This window comes from Weizmannia sp. FSL W8-1119, from assembly GCF_038008605.1.
GTDB lineage: Bacteria > Bacillota > Bacilli > Bacillales > Bacillaceae_C > Weizmannia > Weizmannia coagulans.
The window spans coordinates 349,135-367,850 of record NZ_JBBOZL010000001.1; the positions used below are offsets into that span (position 1 = coordinate 349,135).

Below are 18,716 nucleotides of genomic sequence, written 5' to 3' on the forward strand. Positions count from 1 at the left end.
CATCTTTCCTATTCCCTGATCACAGGCCGATAAACGAAAAATGCAAAAGAAATCGATGGAGAGGATCAACATCCAAAATGGCGCAAATTGAGGCAAAACCAAATCAAAGCCGTGCGCAAAATTTGGACAGCCGCGCCAAAATACAGGATCGGCACTTCACAATCCTGGCCAAATCAGATAGGAAAAACTGCCATAACCCCAAATATGTAGATTCGCAACAAGAGTAGGAGACAGGTAAATTCAAAATTCATAGAGTGGAACATGGGTAAAGGGAACGCATGCGCATCATTTCTCCGTCCGGCAAAATTGGAAGGAAACGCATGCGTACATTGGTTGGATGGTTTTGCAGAGTAGATGAATGTTCGTTTCGTTTATTCCTGTATCGCCCAACTTCAGGAATTGCACGCCCGTTCTCAAAGCCCCCGGAATGCCCCTAGATCATTTTCTTCCATGGTATGTATTTGCCGAGGCCATGGTAATAGCCGGCACAAATCATTGTGCGGCTGAATTGCTTTTGAAATGTATGCATGGAGCAGTTCAGCTTTAGCTTTTGCTGGTTGGAAAAAGTCACATAAAGGCCGTCCGCTGTGGCGTTAAAGTCTACCACATTCGCAAGGAAAATGAACTGGCAGTCATACGATTTCGGGGATTTTGTCGGCGTTGCAATCAAACCATCCCCCAACACAACCGGTGCCTTATTAAAGTTAAAAATTTGTTTTGTGCCTTTGAGAACGCCTTCAAAATCGCACATCCGGTAATGAATGCAAGCTTCCCGCAACAATTCAAGCTTGCTCTTCCGTGAGTGAAAAACGCCGTCCTGATCATAAATGATTGTCTGATATTCCGGGTCAAATGCGGTATCCAGCGCCATCGTTTCTTTTCTAATGAGGTAATCTGTTTTATTCATCTAAAAAACTCCCCCCTGTTGTCAATTGTGCATTCCCTCTCTTCTGTATGAAGGGCAGGAGGCCAGGGGTGCCGTGTCTTGCTGCTGCCAAAATATCCTTCCCCTGAAAGAGAGGGATATCATTTGTTCCCTGGTCCTATTATACTATAAATCCCAAAAAAATAAAGTATGAATTTACAATTTTGTTATTATTTATAATCCGTGTAAATTTTGGGCAAAATTTCACGTTTCCCCTTAAAAAAACATTAAATTTTCGCGCGGAAAACTGGATGTTTTGGAAACGAAAAGATGCACATTGCCGGTTCGCCCTCTCCCTTTGAACCTGTTATTTTACAATCAACCCGGGAATTCAAGGAAAGCGCGCTTTCCAAAAGGGGAAGCAAAATGGAAAGTTTTGAAGAAGTGCTCCGGCAATACCGGCCGATGATTTTTCATATGATCCGCAAACTCCGCATTTACAAAAACATCGATGAATTTGAGCAGATCGGCATGATTGCACTGTGGGAAGCGTATCAAAACAGGCAGGATGACAAAGGGTCATTCACAAGTTACGCATACAACACGATCCGCGGGAAAATGCTGACCGAACTTACGAAAAAGCGGAGGGAGGAAGAAATGTTTGCGTGCCCGAAAGAGGAATTTTGGAATGTGAAAGTGGACGAGTCGCTCCGCCCCCCGCTTGAACTTGAAACGTTGCTGTCGTATTGCGACGGCCTTTCGGAAAAAGAGAAAAAATGGGTAGTGGCTGCCTTTTATGAACAACTGAAACAAGGCGAAATCGCATCCCGCGAAGGCAAGTCCGCCGAGGCGGTAAAAAAATGGCGGAGGCAAGCCCTCGAGAAAATCAAAAAGAATATGGAACAAAAAGAGAGGCAGCACTGAATGCGTGCCCGTGAAGGCAATACATCCGGGGTAGCGAAAGCAACATGAAACGAACTAAAAACTGATAAACTAAAAAAGCGGCGAGCATCCACGATGATTGGGTGTTCGCCGCTTTTGCCCTTGCCTCCCCCGTCCAGGGCACCCCGGTTTCCCAAGGCTGCCGAACGGTTTCCTCAATCTGCGATAAAAAACTTGCGCAAGTAGTCGTACCATGCTGTTGTGCCCTTTTTGCTCGGGGAGGTTTGCTCGCCGTTTTGAAAGGTGACATACGATTTAAATGCGTCGCTGTCCGGATCCGGCCAGTTTTTCCAATGGTCCAGATACGTGTAGCCTTCTTTTTTTGCGTACGATTCAAGCTCTTTCACCTGCGCCGGATAGTTTGCCGCCTTATAGAGCGGGTATGACGGCTGGATCACAAGCACTGCATCACCCCAGGCAGCAGCGGCCGTTTTGATATCCTCAAGCTGATTGTCCATCGCCACAGCCCCGTTGTTGATTAAAATAAACGGCTCAAACAAAATGAGATCCGGTTTGAAATTGGCGACGTCTTTATACTTGCCTTCCCGGATAAACTCATCGGAATTTAAATGATAGGCAAAGAGGGAAACCGACACATGGCTGCCGTACGCATCTTGCAATGCCTGCTTTAACTGCGGCCCCCAGCCGTTCGTATCCGCCCCCATCGCATCCGAACCGACAATCGCAATTTTGTAGGCATGCTCCTTAGAAAGCGCGGTTTTAAAATCCGACCGGGCTTTTTTCGGCCAGTTTTTCGTATAATCAGCCAGGGAAGAAGCCGGCTTGTCTGTTTTGTTTGCCTCACGCTTTTTCCCGGCAGCCGGCTCCGCCTTTGCCTTTTCCGCTTTCACTTCCCGAGAAGCCGGCTTGAAACGGCTTGGATCCGTTTTATACCCCCAGTACAGGTGCCCGGCTACAAATACGGCAATGGCGGCAATAACCGACAAAATCGCCGTAAACATTTTCATCTCTCATACCCCCGCTCATTCTCATGTGTAACGTCCCTACGAACCTACAAAAATTATGACAAAAAAAGACAAATTACACAACCAAAATTGAAAGAAAATCCGCCAAAGGTAAATACAGGAAGATTATCTAACCGGTTTCTTTCTGCAAAATATTGTGGTTTAATACAAAGTGTATCAAATTGTTTAAATTTATTTCAGTTTCCCGCAAATTTCGGGAGGATCTATGATATAATGTATGATAGTTTTCTATCTATTTCGCATTTGTGCTGCAGATCTAAAGGGAGGAACTTATGGAAGAGACAATTAGTTTAAAAGAATTGATGCAGGTGCTGCGCAAACGGCTTTCCATGATCGCGCTGATTACACTGGGGGCGATGATTGTGACGGCCATTGTGACCTATTTTGTGATGACGCCTGTCTATGAATCTTCGACACAAATCCTTGTCAATAAAGCAAGCGATGACCAAACGATGTATACCACTAATGCCGTGCAAACAAATGTTCAGCTTGTCAATACATATAATGTGATTATTAAAAGCCCATCAATTCTCGATAAAGTGATTGACGAACTGAAACTCAACATGACAACAGACGAACTGAACAGCAAAATTGAAGTCAGCACGGAGCAAAATTCACAAGTCTTTACCTTGACAGTAAAAGATACAAACCCGTATATGGCAACCAAAATTGCCAACAAAATCGGGGAAGTGTTCAAAAAAGAAGTCAAAAACATTATGAAAGTCGACAATGTGACTGTCATTTCCAAAGCACAAGTGCCCAGGGGACCTGTCAGCCCGAAACCGCTTTTAAATATTGCAATTGCGCTTGTGGTCGGCCTGATGGTGGGTGTTGGGATTGCCTTCCTTCTTGAATACCTCGACAATACGATTAAAGATGAGCAAGATGTTGAACAAATGTTGGAATTGCCTGTCCTTGGCGTGATCGGGCAGATTGATGATCAGGAACTGAATGGTTTGCACCGTGCAGGAAAAAAAACAAAAGGAAAGGTTGAGACGGTTGGCGCCTAAAAAAACAAAGCTGTTGAACACGAGAAGAAAATTAATCGCAAAGCTAAATCCAAAGTCACCGATTTCCGAACAGTTCCGGACAATCCGTACAAATATCAGTTTTTCTTCCGTTGACAATGACCTGCAGCTTCTGATGGTTACCTCAAGCGGGCCTGGAGAAGGGAAATCGACGATTGTCAGCAACCTCGCTGTCGTTTTTGCCCAGCAAGGAAAAAAGGTGCTGCTCGCCGATGCCGATTTGCGGCGTCCGACCGTCCATTATACGTTCGGCATGACCAATACATTCGGACTGACAACGGTTTTGACCAAGCAGGGGACATTGCTGGAGACTGTTTCAAAATGTGATGTGAAAAATCTGCATCTCCTGCCGAGCGGACCAATTCCGCCAAACCCGGCAGAACTGTTAAGCTCACGGGCAATGAAGGAATTTTTAAAAGAAGCAAAAGAACAGTACGACATTATTTTACTGGATACCCCGCCGGTTTTGGCTGTGACCGATGCGCAGGTGCTGACCAATCAGTGTGATGGCACGATTCTTGTCGTCTCAAGCGGGAAAGCGGAAGTGGAAGCTGTCAAAAAGGCAAAAGAATTGCTGGAATCTGCCAATGCCAATCTGCTTGGCGTTGTCCTGAACAACAAGAAAACCCAAAACACGCATTATTATTACTATTACGGAAAAGATTGACAATATTTGCGTGAAAAGTTTTCCAATCACTATTGAAAAATGGTAAGAATGCACTATAATTTTGTATAGGGTTTGGTTTTCATTGAAACGAAATTTCATTTTTTAACATGTTTGGAGGGGTACGGGATGATGGATATTCATTGCCATATTTTGCCGGGAATTGACGACGGTGCGCAAACGATATACGACAGCCTTGATATGGCAAAACAAGCCGTCTCCCAGGGGATCAAGCAGATTATTGCTACCCCTCATCATATGAATGGAAAATATGAAAACCGCAAAACTGGAATCATTCAAAAAGTAAATGAGTTAAATAAAAGATTGAAAGAAGAACAGATTGATCTAGAAATTCTGCCGGGGCAGGAAAACCGGATTTACGGCGAAATTTTGGAAGACTATGAAAAAGGAGAAATTCAAACGCTGGCCGGCACTTCTTACCTGTTTATCGAGTTCCCCTCGGGGCATGTGCCGCGCTATGCGGAAACCCTTTTATATGAGATACAAGTAAAGGGCTTAATGCCGATTATCGTGCATCCGGAGCGGAACGCAGAGCTGATCCAGCATCCGGACCGGCTGTATGAAATGGTGAATAATGGTGTGGCGACCCAAATTACGGCTGCAAGCTTAACAGGCGCTTTCGGGAAAAAGATTAAAAAATTCACCGAACAGCTGATTGAAGCAAATCTCGCCCATTTTCTTGCATCAGATGCCCATAATGTGAAAACCCGTGCTTTTAAAATGGATGAAGCAGCGGACGAAATTGAAAAGAAATACGGTGCGGATATGCTCTATTTCTTTACGGAAAACGCTGAACTGCTTGCCAAAGGCCAAGCCATCTACAGAGAAATTCCGCAGCCGGTAAAACAAAAGAAACTGTTCGGTTTGTTTTAATCGGCTTTCTTTTTTAACATTCCGGGTAGATGAATGATGCTATGTGGGCTGCTCCGCTGTTTTTAGCAAACAGTTTTATCCAACATTGTTTGATTTTGGAACAGCTATTTTCGGGTATGTCTCTCATCCGTTATCGTGCGAGGCACTCGGCCATGCTGTGGGTGTGTGTGCACCTTAGACGCCTGTCGTCAAGAGTATGGTGTGAGGGCGGGTTAGATGCCCGGTTTCCTTTACTTTTATACCCAGATACTGGAAGAATAAACATCGATGATTTTATCGTACGGCCCAAATCTTAAAAATGAATTAAAATAAGGGGGAATTTACGTGAAAAAAGTGAGAAAGGCGATCATTCCGGCTGCAGGCCTTGGAACGCGGTTTTTGCCTGCAACGAAAGCCATGCCGAAAGAAATGTTGCCGATTGTGGACAAGCCTACGATCCAGTACATAGTCGAAGAAGCCGTTGAATCAGGCATCGAAGACATCATCATTGTAACCGGAAAAGGGAAACGCGCAATTGAAGACCATTTTGACAACGCTTGGGAACTCGAACAAAACCTTGCTGAAAAAGGGAAGTTCGACCTCTTAGATAAAGTCCGCTATTCTTCCAATTTAGCCAATATCCACTATATCCGACAGAAAGAACCGCTCGGCCTGGGGCATGCTGTCTGGTGTGCGCGCAACTTTATCGGCGACGAGCCATTTGCTGTTCTGCTTGGTGATGATATCGTGCAGAATGACCCGCCATGTTTAAAACAACTCATTGACGAATATGAAAAAACCCATTCTTCTGTAATAGGTGTACAGGAAGTACCGGAAGAAGAAACGCACCGTTATGGGATCATTGCACCAGCTTCCAAAGAAGGCCGCCGTTATCAAGTTGACAAATTTGTCGAAAAACCAAAACAAGGCACCGCACCATCCAATCTTGCCATTATCGGCCGTTACTTATTGACACCGGAAATCTTTATGTTCCTGGACAAACAGGAAAAAGGCGCCGGCGGCGAAATCCAGTTAACAGATGCCATCCAGCAGCTGAATCAGATCCAAAGAGTATTTGCTTATCAGTTTGAGGGTAAGCGGTATGATGTAGGGGAAAAGCTTGGCTTTATTCAATCCCAAATTGAAATGGCTTTACAGGATGAGACATTGAGCAAAGACTTGTTAAAAATGATGAAAGGAATCATTGAAAAAACAAATATAAGCGTGTTGGAAACGAAATAGGGGGTATTTGAAGTGGCTGACACCAGTTATGCTTCCAGTTCGGCTGTAAGGTCCTCTGCTGCCCAGAAAGTTAAGGCAACAAAAAAAATTGAATTTGAAGAGAAAAAAGCCTATACAATTTTAAAACGCGGGATGGATATAATTGGTGCGATTACGGGGCTTGTTTTTTTATCGTGGCTATTTTTAATTGTTGCTGTTCTAATTAAACTAGAAGACCCAAAAGGTTCCGTGTTTTTTAAACAAATCCGGGTTGGCAAGAATGGTAAGGAATTCTATATGTATAAATTCCGTTCCATGGTGCCCGATGCGGAAGAGAAACTAAAAGACCTCTTGAAATACAATGAAATTGAAGGTGCCATGTTTAAAATAAAAGAAGACCCGCGTGTAACCAAAATAGGGAAATTTATTCGAAAAACAAGTATTGATGAACTTCCCCAACTATGGAATGTCTTAAAGGGAGAAATGAGCTTAGTGGGGCCAAGACCACCACTCCACAGGGAAGTAAAAGAGTACACAGATTATGATATGCAACGTTTGCTTGTTAAGCCTGGATGTACGGGTCTATGGCAGATTAGTGGAAGAAATGATGTTGGCTTCCATGAAATGGTTGAATTAGATATAAAATATATAAGGCAAAGATCTTTAATGTTTGATTTAAAAATAATTTTAAAAACTATTTATATAGTTTTTATTCCTAACAGCGCTTATTAGAAAAAGTTCTTGTATAATTTGAAGAAAAAGGGCAATTGATTTGCATATATAATGGTACCAAAGTTTATTTCTTATAATTGAATTGATTGCGCATTTAATAGGGAGAGCTATCTTATAAGATTCTTGTATGAAAAAAACGAAATATTACACTCTACTATTACTGCATAAAGTCGCCATCATGTAAATTGGTGCTTGATGTTTATGTAAAATTAATCTTAATATATAGTATAAAATAAGAAGGCTCGAGTGTAATCAGAATTTGGATTTTATTTGAAATTACTTTTAGGTTTTTGGAGTCTTCAATGGAGAAAATGGGTTGGTGTGGAGTGAAGATCACCAAGGCTAAGAAAAGTTATACCCAAATAAATAAAGGATAGCATCAGGAAAGGTTTTAAAAAGTGATTAGGAAAAATAAGCATGCGCGTTTCATGGAACTTTTTAATTTGTTTAATAAACGATAGATGATTGCTTAACCTTAATAGGGTTTACTATGAGTTTCTCTTAAAAGTTATTAAGTTTAGCTAAAATTAAAAAATGGATGTTGCATATGATACAAATAAATAATCAACTGTATAAAAATGTATTATTTTTAGGAATTGTAAAAGGTGCAGAATATATATTTCCCCTAATAACTTTGCCTTATTTGGTAAGAATATTGGGTAGTAATAAATATGGATTAATGATGTTTACTGTATCCTTTGCAAGCTTTTTTGTTATTCTCACAAATTATGGTTTTGACTTAAGTGCTACAAGAAAGGCATCTTTAGTAAAAAACAATAAAAAAGAAATCTCTAAATTATACAGCACCGTATTGCTTATAAAAATAAGTTTATTACTAGTCTCTATATTAGTATATTTTTCTATTGTTATCTCTTTTGTAAAATTTAATGTTTATATAAATTTATATGCTATTTCGTTTATTTCAGTTATTGGGAATGTTATTTATCCCATTTGGCTTTTTCAAGGAATAGAAAAAATGAAATATATTACCTTTTTAAGTTTATTCGGAAGAATTATAACAGTAGTATTAACTTTTTTATTTGTCAAAAGCCCAAGCGATGTCAAACTTGCTAATCTTTTTTATAACCTACCCTATTTTATTGCCGGACTGGCAAGTATATATATTATTCATTTTAAATTAAAAATTAGATTAACGAGAGTAAGTATAGGAAAAATAAAACAAGAGTTAGTGGACGGATGGCATATATTTACCACATCTTTTATGACGAATATACTATCCTCAAGTGGGACTTTTATTTTGGGATTATTTCAAAGTAGTCAGATTGTGGGAATATATGCTGCCATAGAAAAATTAGTAAAATCTATTACCGGAGTCTTTTCCCCCGTTTTTCAAGCTCTATTCCCTTATTTTAGTAATAAATTTAGTCTTGATAAAGAAAAAGCAACTTCTATGTTAATTAAACTTGGAAAATTTATAATCCTTTTTAGCCTAATTATTTGTATAGCTGTATTAATGTTTTCTAACCGCATATTAGTTTTAATGTATGGTATAGATTTTGAAAAATACGCTAAATATTTAAACCTGTTTACAATATGGATTATTTCTTCTATATTTAATAATTTAATTGGAATACAATATTTAGTCGCTTCAGGGAAATCAAAAATTTACAGCAAATCTTTTTTTATATCAACACTAGTCACTTTATTGTTATTCTTTTTATTAGCTCCAAGTATATCAATTTGGGGTAGTATTTTAAGTGTAATAATAGGTGAAGTCACTTTAAGTATTTCAATGCTGTTATCGATTCAAAGTAAAGATAAATTTATAAAGTTAGTATGGTGGGGAAAATGAGAAAAAAAAGAATTTTGTATATACAACACGTCGATTGGAAATGGATTAAACAAAGGCCTCATTTTTTAGCAGAGAATCTAAGCTTATATAATAAGTTAGTTTTATGTTATGTTATTCAACTAGATAGAAAAAGTTTGATGAAATCCAATAAAGGAGCAAACTTTAGTAAGGTACCAATATTACCACTTTCCTTAAAGGGCGGCAAATTTATTTTTGTCTTGCTAAAGTTATTTAATAGCATAATCATAAATTTATTAATTACAATAAATAAACCGGATATTATTTGGATAACACATCCCAAGTTATTTAAAATTATTAAGAAAAAGCACTTGAATAAATTTATAATATATGATTGTATGGATGATATTCTTGAATTTGATAACAACTACAAAGATTATTTGCAAACAATTGAGAAGCAGACTGTATTACAGTCAGATTTAGTTTTTTGCTCAAGTATCAGCCTTATGAATAAAATAATTGAAAGATATAAAGCTGATCGAAGTAAAATACATTTACTTAGAAATGGAATTAATTCAATAAAATATTTAGGATCCGATTCTAAGAATAATGGAAATAATAAAATCAATTTGTGCTATTTCGGAACAATTGAAAATTGGTTTGATTATGAAAAATTAGATAAAATTTTAAGCTCATTTCCTAATGTTCATCTTCATTTAATAGGACCATATAAGAGTAAGCGCTCTTTTAAATCACAAAATTTCACGTATTATGGACCCTTGTCTCACGATAAATTGATGCAAATTGTCAGTGATTTTGATTGCTTTATTATGCCCTTTAAATTAAATCGACTTATAGAATCAGTTGATCCTGTTAAACTGTATGAATATTTACTTACAGGAAAGCCCGTTGTTAGTGTGTATTATGATGAGATAAAAAGATTTGAAAATTATATATATTTTTATAATAGTTATCAAGAACTATATTCAATTATTTATGAACTAGTTAATGAAAATTTAAAACCCAAAAAAGATATGGAAGAAGTAACTGAATTTTTGAAAAAAAACACTTGGAAAGAAAGGACAAAGCGTGCTGTTTCCATAATTGAAGAAAGCATAATATTAAGGAGAAGGGAAAAGGCTAATGATTAATGAGAGAGTTAGCATAATTATACCTAACTTCAACGGTTGGAAAGATACCATAGAATGTCTTCAGACAATTTTTAATTTGCAAACTGATACATTTTTTTTAGATGTTATTATTGTTGACAATGCTTCTACCGATGAGTCTGTAAAAATGATTAATAATTGGATTCACTCAAATGGCAAAGTGGCATCTAGTTATCAATACGAGGATTCTTTTGAATACCAGCTAAATATGGACAATAATTTTAGCACCCTAATCTTAGAGCCCTTGCCAAAATGCTATATCCCCTGAAACTGTAAGCATTCAGACAATTAAAGTTCGTTGATTTATTCCACTAAAGAAAAAAGACGTTTGTAGAAACATTATGACAAATATAAAAAGAAATTGTGAGTTTTTGATTTTAATAGGATAAATTTGCTTATTATAAGTGCCAGAATTTTATCACTTTTTGAGGCTTTGGGCGAGTTTCAATAGATTAGGCTACTCATTCCTGTGGAAAATATTGTAAAACGGAAAAGGATGATTTTTTTTGAAAAAAAAGAGCCATGAAAGCCACTCCTTTGCTAAGATATAAGTACGAGCAAATATCCAGGGAGTGATTTCATGACTATTTCTATTCTAACACAAACCAGAGACTTTTCAATACAACAAAATTTGATTCCCCACAATTGGCAAGACTATGCCGATATACCATTTGTCATTCCAGCCATGTGTTTCCCATGGGAGATTTTTAAGCCGATTGAACGAGAATACTACACCCTTTTATATTTGCACCTAAAAAATGAAAGAGCACATGATCCTTCTAATGAAATACAACCGGCACTATTTTCAATAACGGAGGAAGAAGACAAGTCTGCGTCTTCATTATTTCATCTCCCTTCCACTGGGAGAAAACCGCATCCTTTCATGCCCTTTTTTCGTGCTTTTGAACTGGCCTCTTTACAGTATATTGAAGTGATGGTGGAGAGTGTCTATTTGCAAGTGAAATCAAACCCGCTATTTGCCACCATGTGTGGATTTACGGAGAAAATTCCGAGCTACCGTTCCTTTGCTCGTTTTGATCAAATCATGACAACAAATGGTCTTTGGGAAAAAGCCCGGCTATTGGTTGTTGAATATAATAAAGGGGAAGGCGTGGTTGAAACGAATGAGGAAGCAGCCGCCGTGGATACATCGCATATAGAGGCAGAAGCAACCTTGAATAAAACAAGGAAGACGTGTTCTTGTGAGGGTAATTGCGATTGCCCCAGAGTCCTTACGGACGACAATGTAGGGGTAATGCGTAAAAGTAATGCAGTCTCCTATATTGCGCATAAATTATCAATGGTATGCGGGGTGAAATCCGGTTTGCCTTTGACGCGGGAAGTATTTAAAGGAAATACACCCGATGGGAAAACATTAGAACCGACATTGGAAACGTTTAAGGCAGAGCACCCCGAGATGGCTGAGCAGTTGAGCTTTATCCTGGCAGATGGAATCTACCAAACGCCGGAAAATCAAAAAGTGACAAAGGATGTATTACAGGCGAAATTGGTGGCACCGATCAATCCACGGAACCGTAAAGATAAACCAACTACCGCCCGGGGGATTGAAAAAATCAACCGGTACGGCACTCCCATCTGTATCAGTGGACATAAAATGGAACTTAGAGGATCTGATCGGGAAAAGGGGCAATATATTTACACTTGTCCTGTATTTCATCCAAATGCCAAGCAAGAAGGTCTCACCTGCCCGCTAGCGAATCACGCGGAATGTTGTAATGGGGCAGCACAAGGAAGAGTATTTAGGATAGACTTTGATCAAACGCCTCAAGTAGATGTCGAGTTGCCGCAACATGGTCGCACATTTGAAGTGTTATATAGTGCCAGGACGATCATCGAAAGAATCTTTGGCATTCTAAAAGACGGATACAGTCTCCGTCGTGTTCACAAGCGTGGGAAGCAGGCAGTTGAAGCTCATGTAGATCGATGCATGATATCTATGCATATCATGGCAAATATGGCGTACCATCAGACAGGAAAGGCCAATTGTGGATGGACACGCAATCGGCTGCAAAGAGCAAATTAAGTTATTCACAGGTGGATATGTGAATAACTCAAATGAACGTTTTCTTTCCACAAAGGGTAGTGAAAAAAACCATTTTGTGAAGGCGGGATACGTATGCCCTTTTTTTGAAGGAAAATGACCGTTTTACTTCTATTGAATTAAAAATCTGGATGTAATGGATGTAAATTGAAAATCTGGATGAAAAGGCAAAAAAAAATCGGGATAATTAATTTTCCAGAGCCTCGCTCAAGTGTATATTTTTATTTTGGCAGAGGCTCTTAATAAAAAATAAAAAAAACAATGGATTTGCAGGAGCTCTTAATTTTGGTATAAAGTATATTAATAAATCTAAGAAAAGGTATGATTATATATGGTTTTTAAATAATGATACAATTGTGGATGACAATTCACTGATTTATCTTTTGGAGTATGCAAAAAAAAATCCACAGTGTGGTATGATTGGGACAACCATTATAGAATATTATGATAAAACTAAAATACAAGTTGGTGGAGGTAGCCGTTACAATGCTATTCTAACAATAAATAAGCCAAATTTAAGTGGATTTGAGATTAATGTATTAGAAAGAATTAGAAAAGCAGAAGGTTTTGATTATGTATGCGGAGCATCCATGTTTGTCCCGTTTAATGTTATAACCAAGGTTGGTATGTTTAATGAAAACTACTTTCTATATTATGAAGAACTTGATTATGCAAAAAGATTAGAACAATTTGGTTATAAGTTGGGGTGGTCACAAAAAAGTATAATATATCACAAGGGTGGAAGTTCCGCGGGTAGTAGGTCTTTAAATAATAAAAAATCTATACAAGCAGAATATTATAGTAATCTAAGCGCCCTTAAGTTTTCAAGTAAATTTTACAAAAAATACTTTTGGCTGATTTTAACTAACAGGTTTATATTAAAAAGTATATTTTTTTTAAAAAACCGTGAAATTTATTTGTTTAAGCCATTATATAGAGCCTTTTATGACTTTTTTCTAAACGAGAGGATAGGTTAAATGTTATTTTATTTGTTGTTTATTATATTGATTATTATTGTTCTTATTATTGATAAATTCCAAATAAACCCTTTGACATTAACGTTTATAAATTTAATACCCATTTTTATTGGCTATTATACCTTGGATTTGAAAAATGATACTCATTTATCCATTCTAGTCTTGGTAAATCATTATTTATTTTTAATAGGATATATTCTCTTTTATATCTTTAAGAAAGAGCAAAGAATAAAAAAAAATAATAAAGATATAATTGATAATAAAAGTTACTTTTCGATCTTTGCTTTTTTTCTTATAGTTGAACTGTTTGTTGTATATCATTTTGCAGTTGGTGGGATTCCAATTTTATCTTCAAATGTCGAAATGGATAGATTTAACTTTTCATCTTCTGGTTTGTTTGGAATACCTGGTCGTATGTTATTATTTGGGTTACCTTTTATATCCACAATGGTATCAATACTTTTTTATAAGTATAATTCTTCAAAAACAAAAAAATTTTTTTTAATAACTTGGGCACTGTATGTTTTTTTTAATTTATTGACTGGATTTAAAGGTGCTTTACTCACAATTTGTTTACAGTTTTTTTTAGTGACTTCAATTAGCAATAAAAAATGGTATATCCCTAATCTATTTAAATTAAGAAATATAGTTTTTGCTGTTGTAGCGATAATTTATGCTATTGTGATGAGCTTAAATTACAAAAGCGTAAGCGCTGTCTCTATTAATAGTTCATTAAATTATCTTTTAAATCGAGCGACAGAACAAGCGTCATTAGCTGGATACTTTACAATAAATAATAGTAGTTTTTTACACGCTTATCAAAATTTACATCCTTTTATTAACGAATTTCAGTATTATATAGATAAATATACAAATGGAATCATTAATTTTAAGAGCGCAAACTTTCCTGTTGAGATGGTTGTATCTTCTTTACTTACAGGCACACCATTAACAACAAACAATTTTATTGTGTCTGTAACACTTGGTGGTTTCGCATATCTTTATATATTATTTGGCCAGTATTTTACGTATTTTTCTATGCTAATTTTTGGTTTTTTATTTCACTTTTTGTTTTTTAAAGCTAAAACAAGCAATACTCTTTTTAAAAGAACAGCATATGGCTTCATATTATTAAGAACTTATGTATTTTTGGTAAATGGTTCGCTAGCTTACAACATAATTAATACATTAATTATGTTGTTATTATTTTGGTTATTATTTAGAATATCGCAGATTTTATATGATGTTTTAGCTAAGAATATTTATGCAAAAAAAATATTCTTTTCAAAAGAATAAATGTAGGTGTTAAAAATGAGAATTATTCACGTTGGGGAATATGTAAGTGGTGGCGTCGCGACTTATATTAAAGAAGTGGCGAACTATCAAAAAAAGGATAATGAAGTTTTATTATTACTTAGCAAGAATGGTTCCGAGGACATTAACATTTCTAATGTTATCATAAAAAAGTATAAAGATTATAACCGAGGAAACTTAATGAGGACCATTGGATTTTTATTTTTTATTAAAAGAGAAATTGATCTGTTTAATCCAGACATCGTCCATATTCACAGTTCATTTGCAGGTCTCCTTACAAGAACTATTTATTTTTTTAAAAAGAAACGATTTAAAATTGTGTATTGCTCACATGGGTGGAGTTTTTCACAAAAAATATCCAATTCAAAAAAGCGGTTATATGCTTTTATAGAAAAGTTATTGTCTATAAAAACAGATGCAATAATCAACGTATCTTACCAAGAACATGCTAATGCATTAAAGTATAAATTACCGGCTTCTAAAATGCAAATAATTCTTAGCGGGGTCAGTTCTGAAGAGTAAATTCATCAATTTTTAGATGTTTTATGATAAAATGACTTATCCACATTTAGAAAATTTTTCCATCTATTTTTTCTGCTTTCAAAGTCAAAAAGAGCCGAATTTGCAAATTTCTTTTTTAAAATTGTGGATAACTTCAAAAAAACCTTTTTTTACATCACATCCTTTGCTATAATATAACCATTAAGTAAACCTTACTTGTATTGGCTTACTTAAATGGGTGAAATCCTCGTCTGTTAAAATGCGTGTCCGAAACGATTCCAACAGATTTGAGGATTTTTCTTTTGCCGTTTTTTTGAGTGCTTTTAAGATTGACGAACCTTTTTCAAACAGCTGTCTAATAATATCTGTTATTTGAACTAATAAATAATGATTTTTCATGGCTGTGTAGTTTTGGCTATTGGCATGTTCTATATTGTAACGATTATTTTTTTGTTCGTTAAATCCTTGATTTTCAATCTTCCAGCGGCTTCTTCCTGCAGCGATGAGTCGTTCCACGTTCTTTTTCGTGATTTTAATATCCGTTATAAATACATACTCTTTCGATTTCCCATCCTCTGTTTTCATTGTGGCCTCCATCAGATTGACCGTTCTGTCTTTGTAGGCAATATCATTCACCCAAACTAATGAATTCTGATCCTTACTTTGTTCCAGCTCTTTTATTGCCTTAAACTCCGTCGAGATACTTTTAATTCTCCCTTCCTTAAATCTGCATATATATTTCCATTTGTGCGCCCTGCACAGATTAAATACCGTTTCACATGCATAGAGACTATCTCCCAAGATACAAATCGGTAGTCTTTTAAATATTTTTTTTATTTTCTTTGCCAGCCTGTCGAAGGCTTTTAATTCACAATCTTGCTTAGAAACATTTTCTGATTCATTTTCGATAAATTCGGAGGCAATACTGAAGACCATATCCCCCACGACAAGCTTGGCTTCAAGTACATGGTGCATATAAAGTACGTTCGTTTCTCCTGTTTCTTTATTTGTATATGCCCGTCTCAGGCAGTGTTTACAATGTTTCTCATGAAAGGTGTGTAATCCAGTTCCATCAATGATGACACCCCAGTACTTTCCTTCAATTCGATAAGACTCGAGAGACCTTTTTTTCAATAATTCTTTAATCATATACGTTCTAATTTTTTCTAATTCATTTACATCTAAGCCAGATAAAAAGTCGTTAATTGTATCATAATGTGGAAGTTCTTCAAGAGAATCTAAGCCTAACACCTTCCCTACATTTTTAATACATTCTTCTTTATTAAAACTCTCACTCATGTTTCTCATGGATTTTAGGCCGGTCATATTTTTCAACATCATCGTAAATAAAAGGACCTCTGGACCATAAGTGATATAGCTTTGATGTCGGTGGTCTGCTACCTTTTTTAGGTTATTCATCAGGTCTTTGAAAAAATGCTTCTGAATTTTAAGGAACTCGAAAAAATAATTTGCTTCTTTTTCACGATTTCTTTTTTCTTTTCTAGTAACCAAAATAAAAACCCCCTCAAAACAGCCAAGTTTAATTAGGGCTTGCTGAACGAATCAAATTTTAGCTTGTATTCGACTTGTCACTAAGCCATGCCAAAATATTCGTCCAGCAAGCTCTAATTATTTAAATTATTACATATTTAGCCGCATTTTTGGGGGGAATAGTTAAATTATCACGAAAAATTTTTACTCCTCAGAGCTGTAGCGGGGTTCGACCTCCTATATATACCGTTCCCATTGAAAAGTCAGACAAACATATTATAAATTTAGCATATTTTGGGAGATTTGATTATGCTAAAGGCATTGATATATTAGTAAATATATTTAAAAAAAATCATTTTAATAATCTTAGTTTGAATATCTTTGGTGATTCAATCTTAAATGAATTTGGAAAAGAGCTTTTTAATAATTTACCAGATAATGTGTCAGTGTTTGGATGGATTGATAATGAAAAGATTGACGATTATATTGCTCGATTCGATGGAGTAATAATTCCATCCAGATGGGAAGGTTTCGGACTAGTTGCTATCGAAGCTATGAGAAATTCCAAACCAGTCATATGCAGTAACATTAAACCATTAAGTGATATTATAAAACATAACTATAACGGATTATTGTATGATAATGAGGAAGATTTAATTACTATACTAAAAAAAATTGATAAATTAATGTTAAAAGATATGGGCATAAATGGATATGAATTATATAAAAAGTTATATACAAGTGATATAATGAATAAAAAGATACTATCGGTATACTTTGATTTATTGAGTGAGAAAAATAGTAGCATAATGAGGGATAATAATGAAAAGTAAAGTTAAGGTTATGACAGTATTTGGTACTAGGCCTGAAGCTATAAAAATGGCTCCCTTAGTATTGGAATTAAAAAAACATAGAGATGAAATAGATACCGTAGTTACTGTTACTGCACAACATAGAGAGATGCTAGATCAAGTTCTAAAAGTATTTAATATAAATGCAGATTATGATCTAAATATTATGAGGGACAGGCAAACTTTATCAGGTATCTCAATTAGAGCATTAGATGGATTAGAGAAAATTATAAAAGAAGTTGAACCGGATATTGTTCTTGTACATGGGGATACCACTACAACTTTTATTGCTAGTCTTGCTGCTTTTTATAATAAAACACCTGTTGGACACGTAGAAGCTGGTCTAAGGACATATACGAAATATTCACCTTTTCCTGAAGAGATAAACAGGCAGTTAACTGGAGTTATAGCAGATTTGCATTTCTCTCCTACAAAAGAATCTAAGGATAATTTAATAAAAGAAGGAAAAAGCGAAAGTTCAATTTATGTTACAGGTAATACAGCAATAGATGCTTTAAAGACCACGGTTAATAAAGGGTATAAAAATGAGGTTCTTGAAACAATTGGCTCAGATAAGATGTTGCTTTTAACGGCCCACCGAAGAGAAAATATAGGAGAACCCTTAAAAAATATTTTTAAAGCAATTAATAGATTAACAAAAGAAAATGAAAATTTAAAAGTAGTTTATCCTATTCATTTAAATCCAACAATTCGAGATATCGCTCATGAAATATTAGGAAATAACAAAAACGTGCATTTGATAGAGCCTTTAGATGTAGTAGATTTTCATAACTTTGCTTCACGGGCCTACTTAATTCTGACTGATTCTGGAGGGGTTCAAGAAGAAGCTCCTTCTTTAGGAGTCCCAGTTTTAGTATTGAGAGATACTACTGAAAGACCAGAGGGAATAAGAGCGGGAACATTAAAATTGGTTGGTACAAATGAAGAGTCTATTTTTGCATCTGCAAACCAGTTATTAAATGATGAAGAAAAATATAACAAAATGGCAAAGGCATCAAACCCGTATGGTGATGGTCTTGCATCGAAAAGAATTGTTGAAGCTCTTTTATATTATTTTGGTATGAGAAATAAAAAGCCAGAGCAGTATCTTTCTCCAGGAAAATAATAAAAAATATATTTATAAAACGAACTTAAATTTTGACATTGAGACAAAGTCAGTGCATCGGGCAACAAATTTAACAATGTTTAGATTCCTTTATATAACTAAAATTATTGAATTTATCCCGATATCAAATAAATATTTATTGT

General features: G+C 35.9%; 18 protein-coding genes. 15 read left to right on the top strand and 3 right to left on the bottom strand.

All coding sequences use genetic code 11. From position 1 onward, the window contains the following. Positions 1-433: 433 nt before the first annotated feature. Positions 434-907: a competence protein ComK gene (locus NSQ19_RS01715; protein ID WP_017554778.1), complete on the bottom strand. Its 474-nt coding sequence runs from the start codon at positions 905-907 to the stop codon at positions 434-436. 288 nt (positions 908-1,195) lie between these two features. Between NSQ19_RS01715 and NSQ19_RS01720 the strand changes: the two genes are divergently transcribed. Next, the gene (locus NSQ19_RS01720) at positions 1,196-1,789 is read left to right on the top strand and encodes a sigma-70 family RNA polymerase sigma factor (protein WP_049783528.1); all 594 of its coding nucleotides are present in this window, start codon (positions 1,196-1,198) and stop codon (positions 1,787-1,789) included. 173 nt (positions 1,790-1,962) lie between these two features. Here NSQ19_RS01720 and NSQ19_RS01725 read toward each other — a convergent pair whose 3' ends face one another. Then, positions 1,963-2,775 carry a hypothetical protein gene (locus NSQ19_RS01725; protein ID WP_340702246.1) on the bottom strand — a complete coding sequence of 271 codons (813 nt, stop codon included), beginning with the start codon at positions 2,773-2,775 and terminating at the stop codon, positions 1,963-1,965. A gap of 290 nt (positions 2,776-3,065) precedes the next feature. Between NSQ19_RS01725 and NSQ19_RS01730 the strand changes: the two genes are divergently transcribed. The 12 genes from NSQ19_RS01730 to NSQ19_RS01785 all read left to right on the top strand — a co-directional run bounded on the left by NSQ19_RS01730 (position 3,066) and on the right by NSQ19_RS01785 (position 15,126). Beyond that, positions 3,066-3,803 carry a YveK family protein gene (locus tag NSQ19_RS01730; protein ID WP_340702247.1) on the top strand — a complete coding sequence of 246 codons (738 nt, stop codon included), beginning with the start codon at positions 3,066-3,068 and terminating at the stop codon, positions 3,801-3,803. Continuing rightward, positions 3,793-4,488, top strand: a complete 696-nt coding sequence (locus NSQ19_RS01735; RefSeq protein ID WP_118500488.1) for a CpsD/CapB family tyrosine-protein kinase — start codon at positions 3,793-3,795, stop codon at positions 4,486-4,488. The genes NSQ19_RS01730 and NSQ19_RS01735 overlap by 11 nt, the downstream gene beginning before the upstream one ends. A gap of 126 nt (positions 4,489-4,614) precedes the next feature. Next, a complete protein-coding gene (locus NSQ19_RS01740; protein ID WP_061565270.1) occupies positions 4,615-5,379 on the top strand; it encodes a tyrosine-protein phosphatase in 765 nt (254 codons plus the stop codon). Between the two features lie 324 nt (positions 5,380-5,703). Further along, a complete protein-coding gene (galU, locus tag NSQ19_RS01745; RefSeq protein WP_340702248.1) occupies positions 5,704-6,600 on the top strand; it encodes a UTP--glucose-1-phosphate uridylyltransferase GalU in 897 nt (298 codons plus the stop codon). Between the two features lie 12 nt (positions 6,601-6,612). Beyond that, complete coding sequence (locus NSQ19_RS01750) at positions 6,613-7,311, top strand: sugar transferase (protein WP_340702249.1); 699 nt, start codon at positions 6,613-6,615, stop codon at positions 7,309-7,311. Between the two features lie 547 nt (positions 7,312-7,858). Beyond that, positions 7,859-9,124, top strand: coding sequence for a flippase (locus NSQ19_RS01755; protein WP_017550930.1), 1,266 nt, complete (start codon positions 7,859-7,861; stop codon positions 9,122-9,124). Beyond that, positions 9,121-10,233 (top strand): hypothetical protein, encoded by a 1,113-nt coding sequence (locus tag NSQ19_RS01760; RefSeq protein ID WP_340702250.1) that lies wholly within the window; start codon positions 9,121-9,123, stop codon positions 10,231-10,233. The genes NSQ19_RS01755 and NSQ19_RS01760 overlap by 4 nt, the downstream gene beginning before the upstream one ends. Beyond that, entirely contained in the window at positions 10,226-10,519 is a 294-nt protein-coding gene (locus NSQ19_RS01765) for a glycosyltransferase family 2 protein (protein ID WP_340702251.1), read from the top strand. Before NSQ19_RS01760 ends, NSQ19_RS01765 begins: the two co-directional genes overlap by 8 nt. 312 nt (positions 10,520-10,831) lie before the next feature. Continuing rightward, complete coding sequence (locus NSQ19_RS01770) at positions 10,832-12,295, top strand: transposase (protein WP_340702252.1); 1,464 nt, start codon at positions 10,832-10,834, stop codon at positions 12,293-12,295. 260 nt (positions 12,296-12,555) lie between these two features. Continuing rightward, positions 12,556-13,290: a glycosyltransferase family 2 protein gene (locus NSQ19_RS01775; protein WP_340703158.1), complete on the top strand. Its 735-nt coding sequence runs from the start codon at positions 12,556-12,558 to the stop codon at positions 13,288-13,290. Further along, complete coding sequence (locus NSQ19_RS01780; protein WP_340702253.1) at positions 13,291-14,586, top strand: hypothetical protein; 1,296 nt, start codon at positions 13,291-13,293, stop codon at positions 14,584-14,586. 15 nt (positions 14,587-14,601) lie between these two features. After that, the gene (locus tag NSQ19_RS01785) at positions 14,602-15,126 is read left to right on the top strand and encodes a glycosyltransferase family 4 protein (RefSeq protein WP_340702254.1); all 525 of its coding nucleotides are present in this window, start codon (positions 14,602-14,604) and stop codon (positions 15,124-15,126) included. A 180-nt stretch (positions 15,127-15,306) separates the two neighbouring features. Here the strand turns inward: NSQ19_RS01785 and NSQ19_RS01790 are convergent, their stop codons facing one another. Continuing rightward, positions 15,307-16,617 (bottom strand): transposase family protein, encoded by a 1,311-nt coding sequence (locus NSQ19_RS01790; protein WP_013858128.1) that lies wholly within the window; start codon positions 16,615-16,617, stop codon positions 15,307-15,309. 149 nt (positions 16,618-16,766) lie between these two features. Here NSQ19_RS01790 and NSQ19_RS01795 point away from each other — a divergent pair, with 149 nt between their 5' ends. Both NSQ19_RS01795 and wecB read left to right on the top strand, forming a co-directional pair. After that, positions 16,767-17,429: a glycosyltransferase family 4 protein gene (locus NSQ19_RS01795; protein ID WP_340702255.1), complete on the top strand. Its 663-nt coding sequence runs from the start codon at positions 16,767-16,769 to the stop codon at positions 17,427-17,429. Beyond that, positions 17,419-18,573, top strand: a complete 1,155-nt coding sequence (gene wecB / locus NSQ19_RS01800) for a non-hydrolyzing UDP-N-acetylglucosamine 2-epimerase (RefSeq protein ID WP_017550925.1) — start codon at positions 17,419-17,421, stop codon at positions 18,571-18,573. The genes NSQ19_RS01795 and wecB overlap by 11 nt, the downstream gene beginning before the upstream one ends. The last annotated feature ends 143 nt before the right edge of the window (positions 18,574-18,716 follow it).

Excerpts from the sequence above, each read along its gene's own strand:
- NSQ19_RS01715 (WP_017554778.1), bottom strand. The coding sequence starts at position 907 with ATGAATAAAACAGATTACCTCATTAGAAAAGAAACGATGGCGCTGGAT.
- NSQ19_RS01720 (WP_049783528.1), top strand. The coding sequence starts at position 1,196 with ATGCACATTGCCGGTTCGCCCTCTCCCTTTGAACCTGTTATTTTACAA.
- NSQ19_RS01725 (WP_340702246.1), bottom strand. The coding sequence starts at position 2,775 with ATGAAAATGTTTACGGCGATTTTGTCGGTTATTGCCGCCATTGCCGTA.
- NSQ19_RS01730 (WP_340702247.1), top strand. The coding sequence starts at position 3,066 with ATGGAAGAGACAATTAGTTTAAAAGAATTGATGCAGGTGCTGCGCAAA.
- NSQ19_RS01740 (WP_061565270.1), top strand. The coding sequence starts at position 4,615 with ATGATGGATATTCATTGCCATATTTTGCCGGGAATTGACGACGGTGCG.
- NSQ19_RS01755 (WP_017550930.1), top strand. The coding sequence starts at position 7,859 with ATGATACAAATAAATAATCAACTGTATAAAAATGTATTATTTTTAGGA.
- NSQ19_RS01760 (WP_340702250.1), top strand. The coding sequence starts at position 9,121 with ATGAGAAAAAAAAGAATTTTGTATATACAACACGTCGATTGGAAATGG.
- NSQ19_RS01765 (WP_340702251.1), top strand. The coding sequence starts at position 10,226 with ATGATTAATGAGAGAGTTAGCATAATTATACCTAACTTCAACGGTTGG.
- NSQ19_RS01770 (WP_340702252.1), top strand. The coding sequence starts at position 10,832 with ATGACTATTTCTATTCTAACACAAACCAGAGACTTTTCAATACAACAA.
- NSQ19_RS01780 (WP_340702253.1), top strand. The coding sequence starts at position 13,291 with ATGTTATTTTATTTGTTGTTTATTATATTGATTATTATTGTTCTTATT.
- NSQ19_RS01785 (WP_340702254.1), top strand. The coding sequence starts at position 14,602 with ATGAGAATTATTCACGTTGGGGAATATGTAAGTGGTGGCGTCGCGACT.
- wecB (WP_017550925.1), top strand. The coding sequence starts at position 17,419 with ATGAAAAGTAAAGTTAAGGTTATGACAGTATTTGGTACTAGGCCTGAA.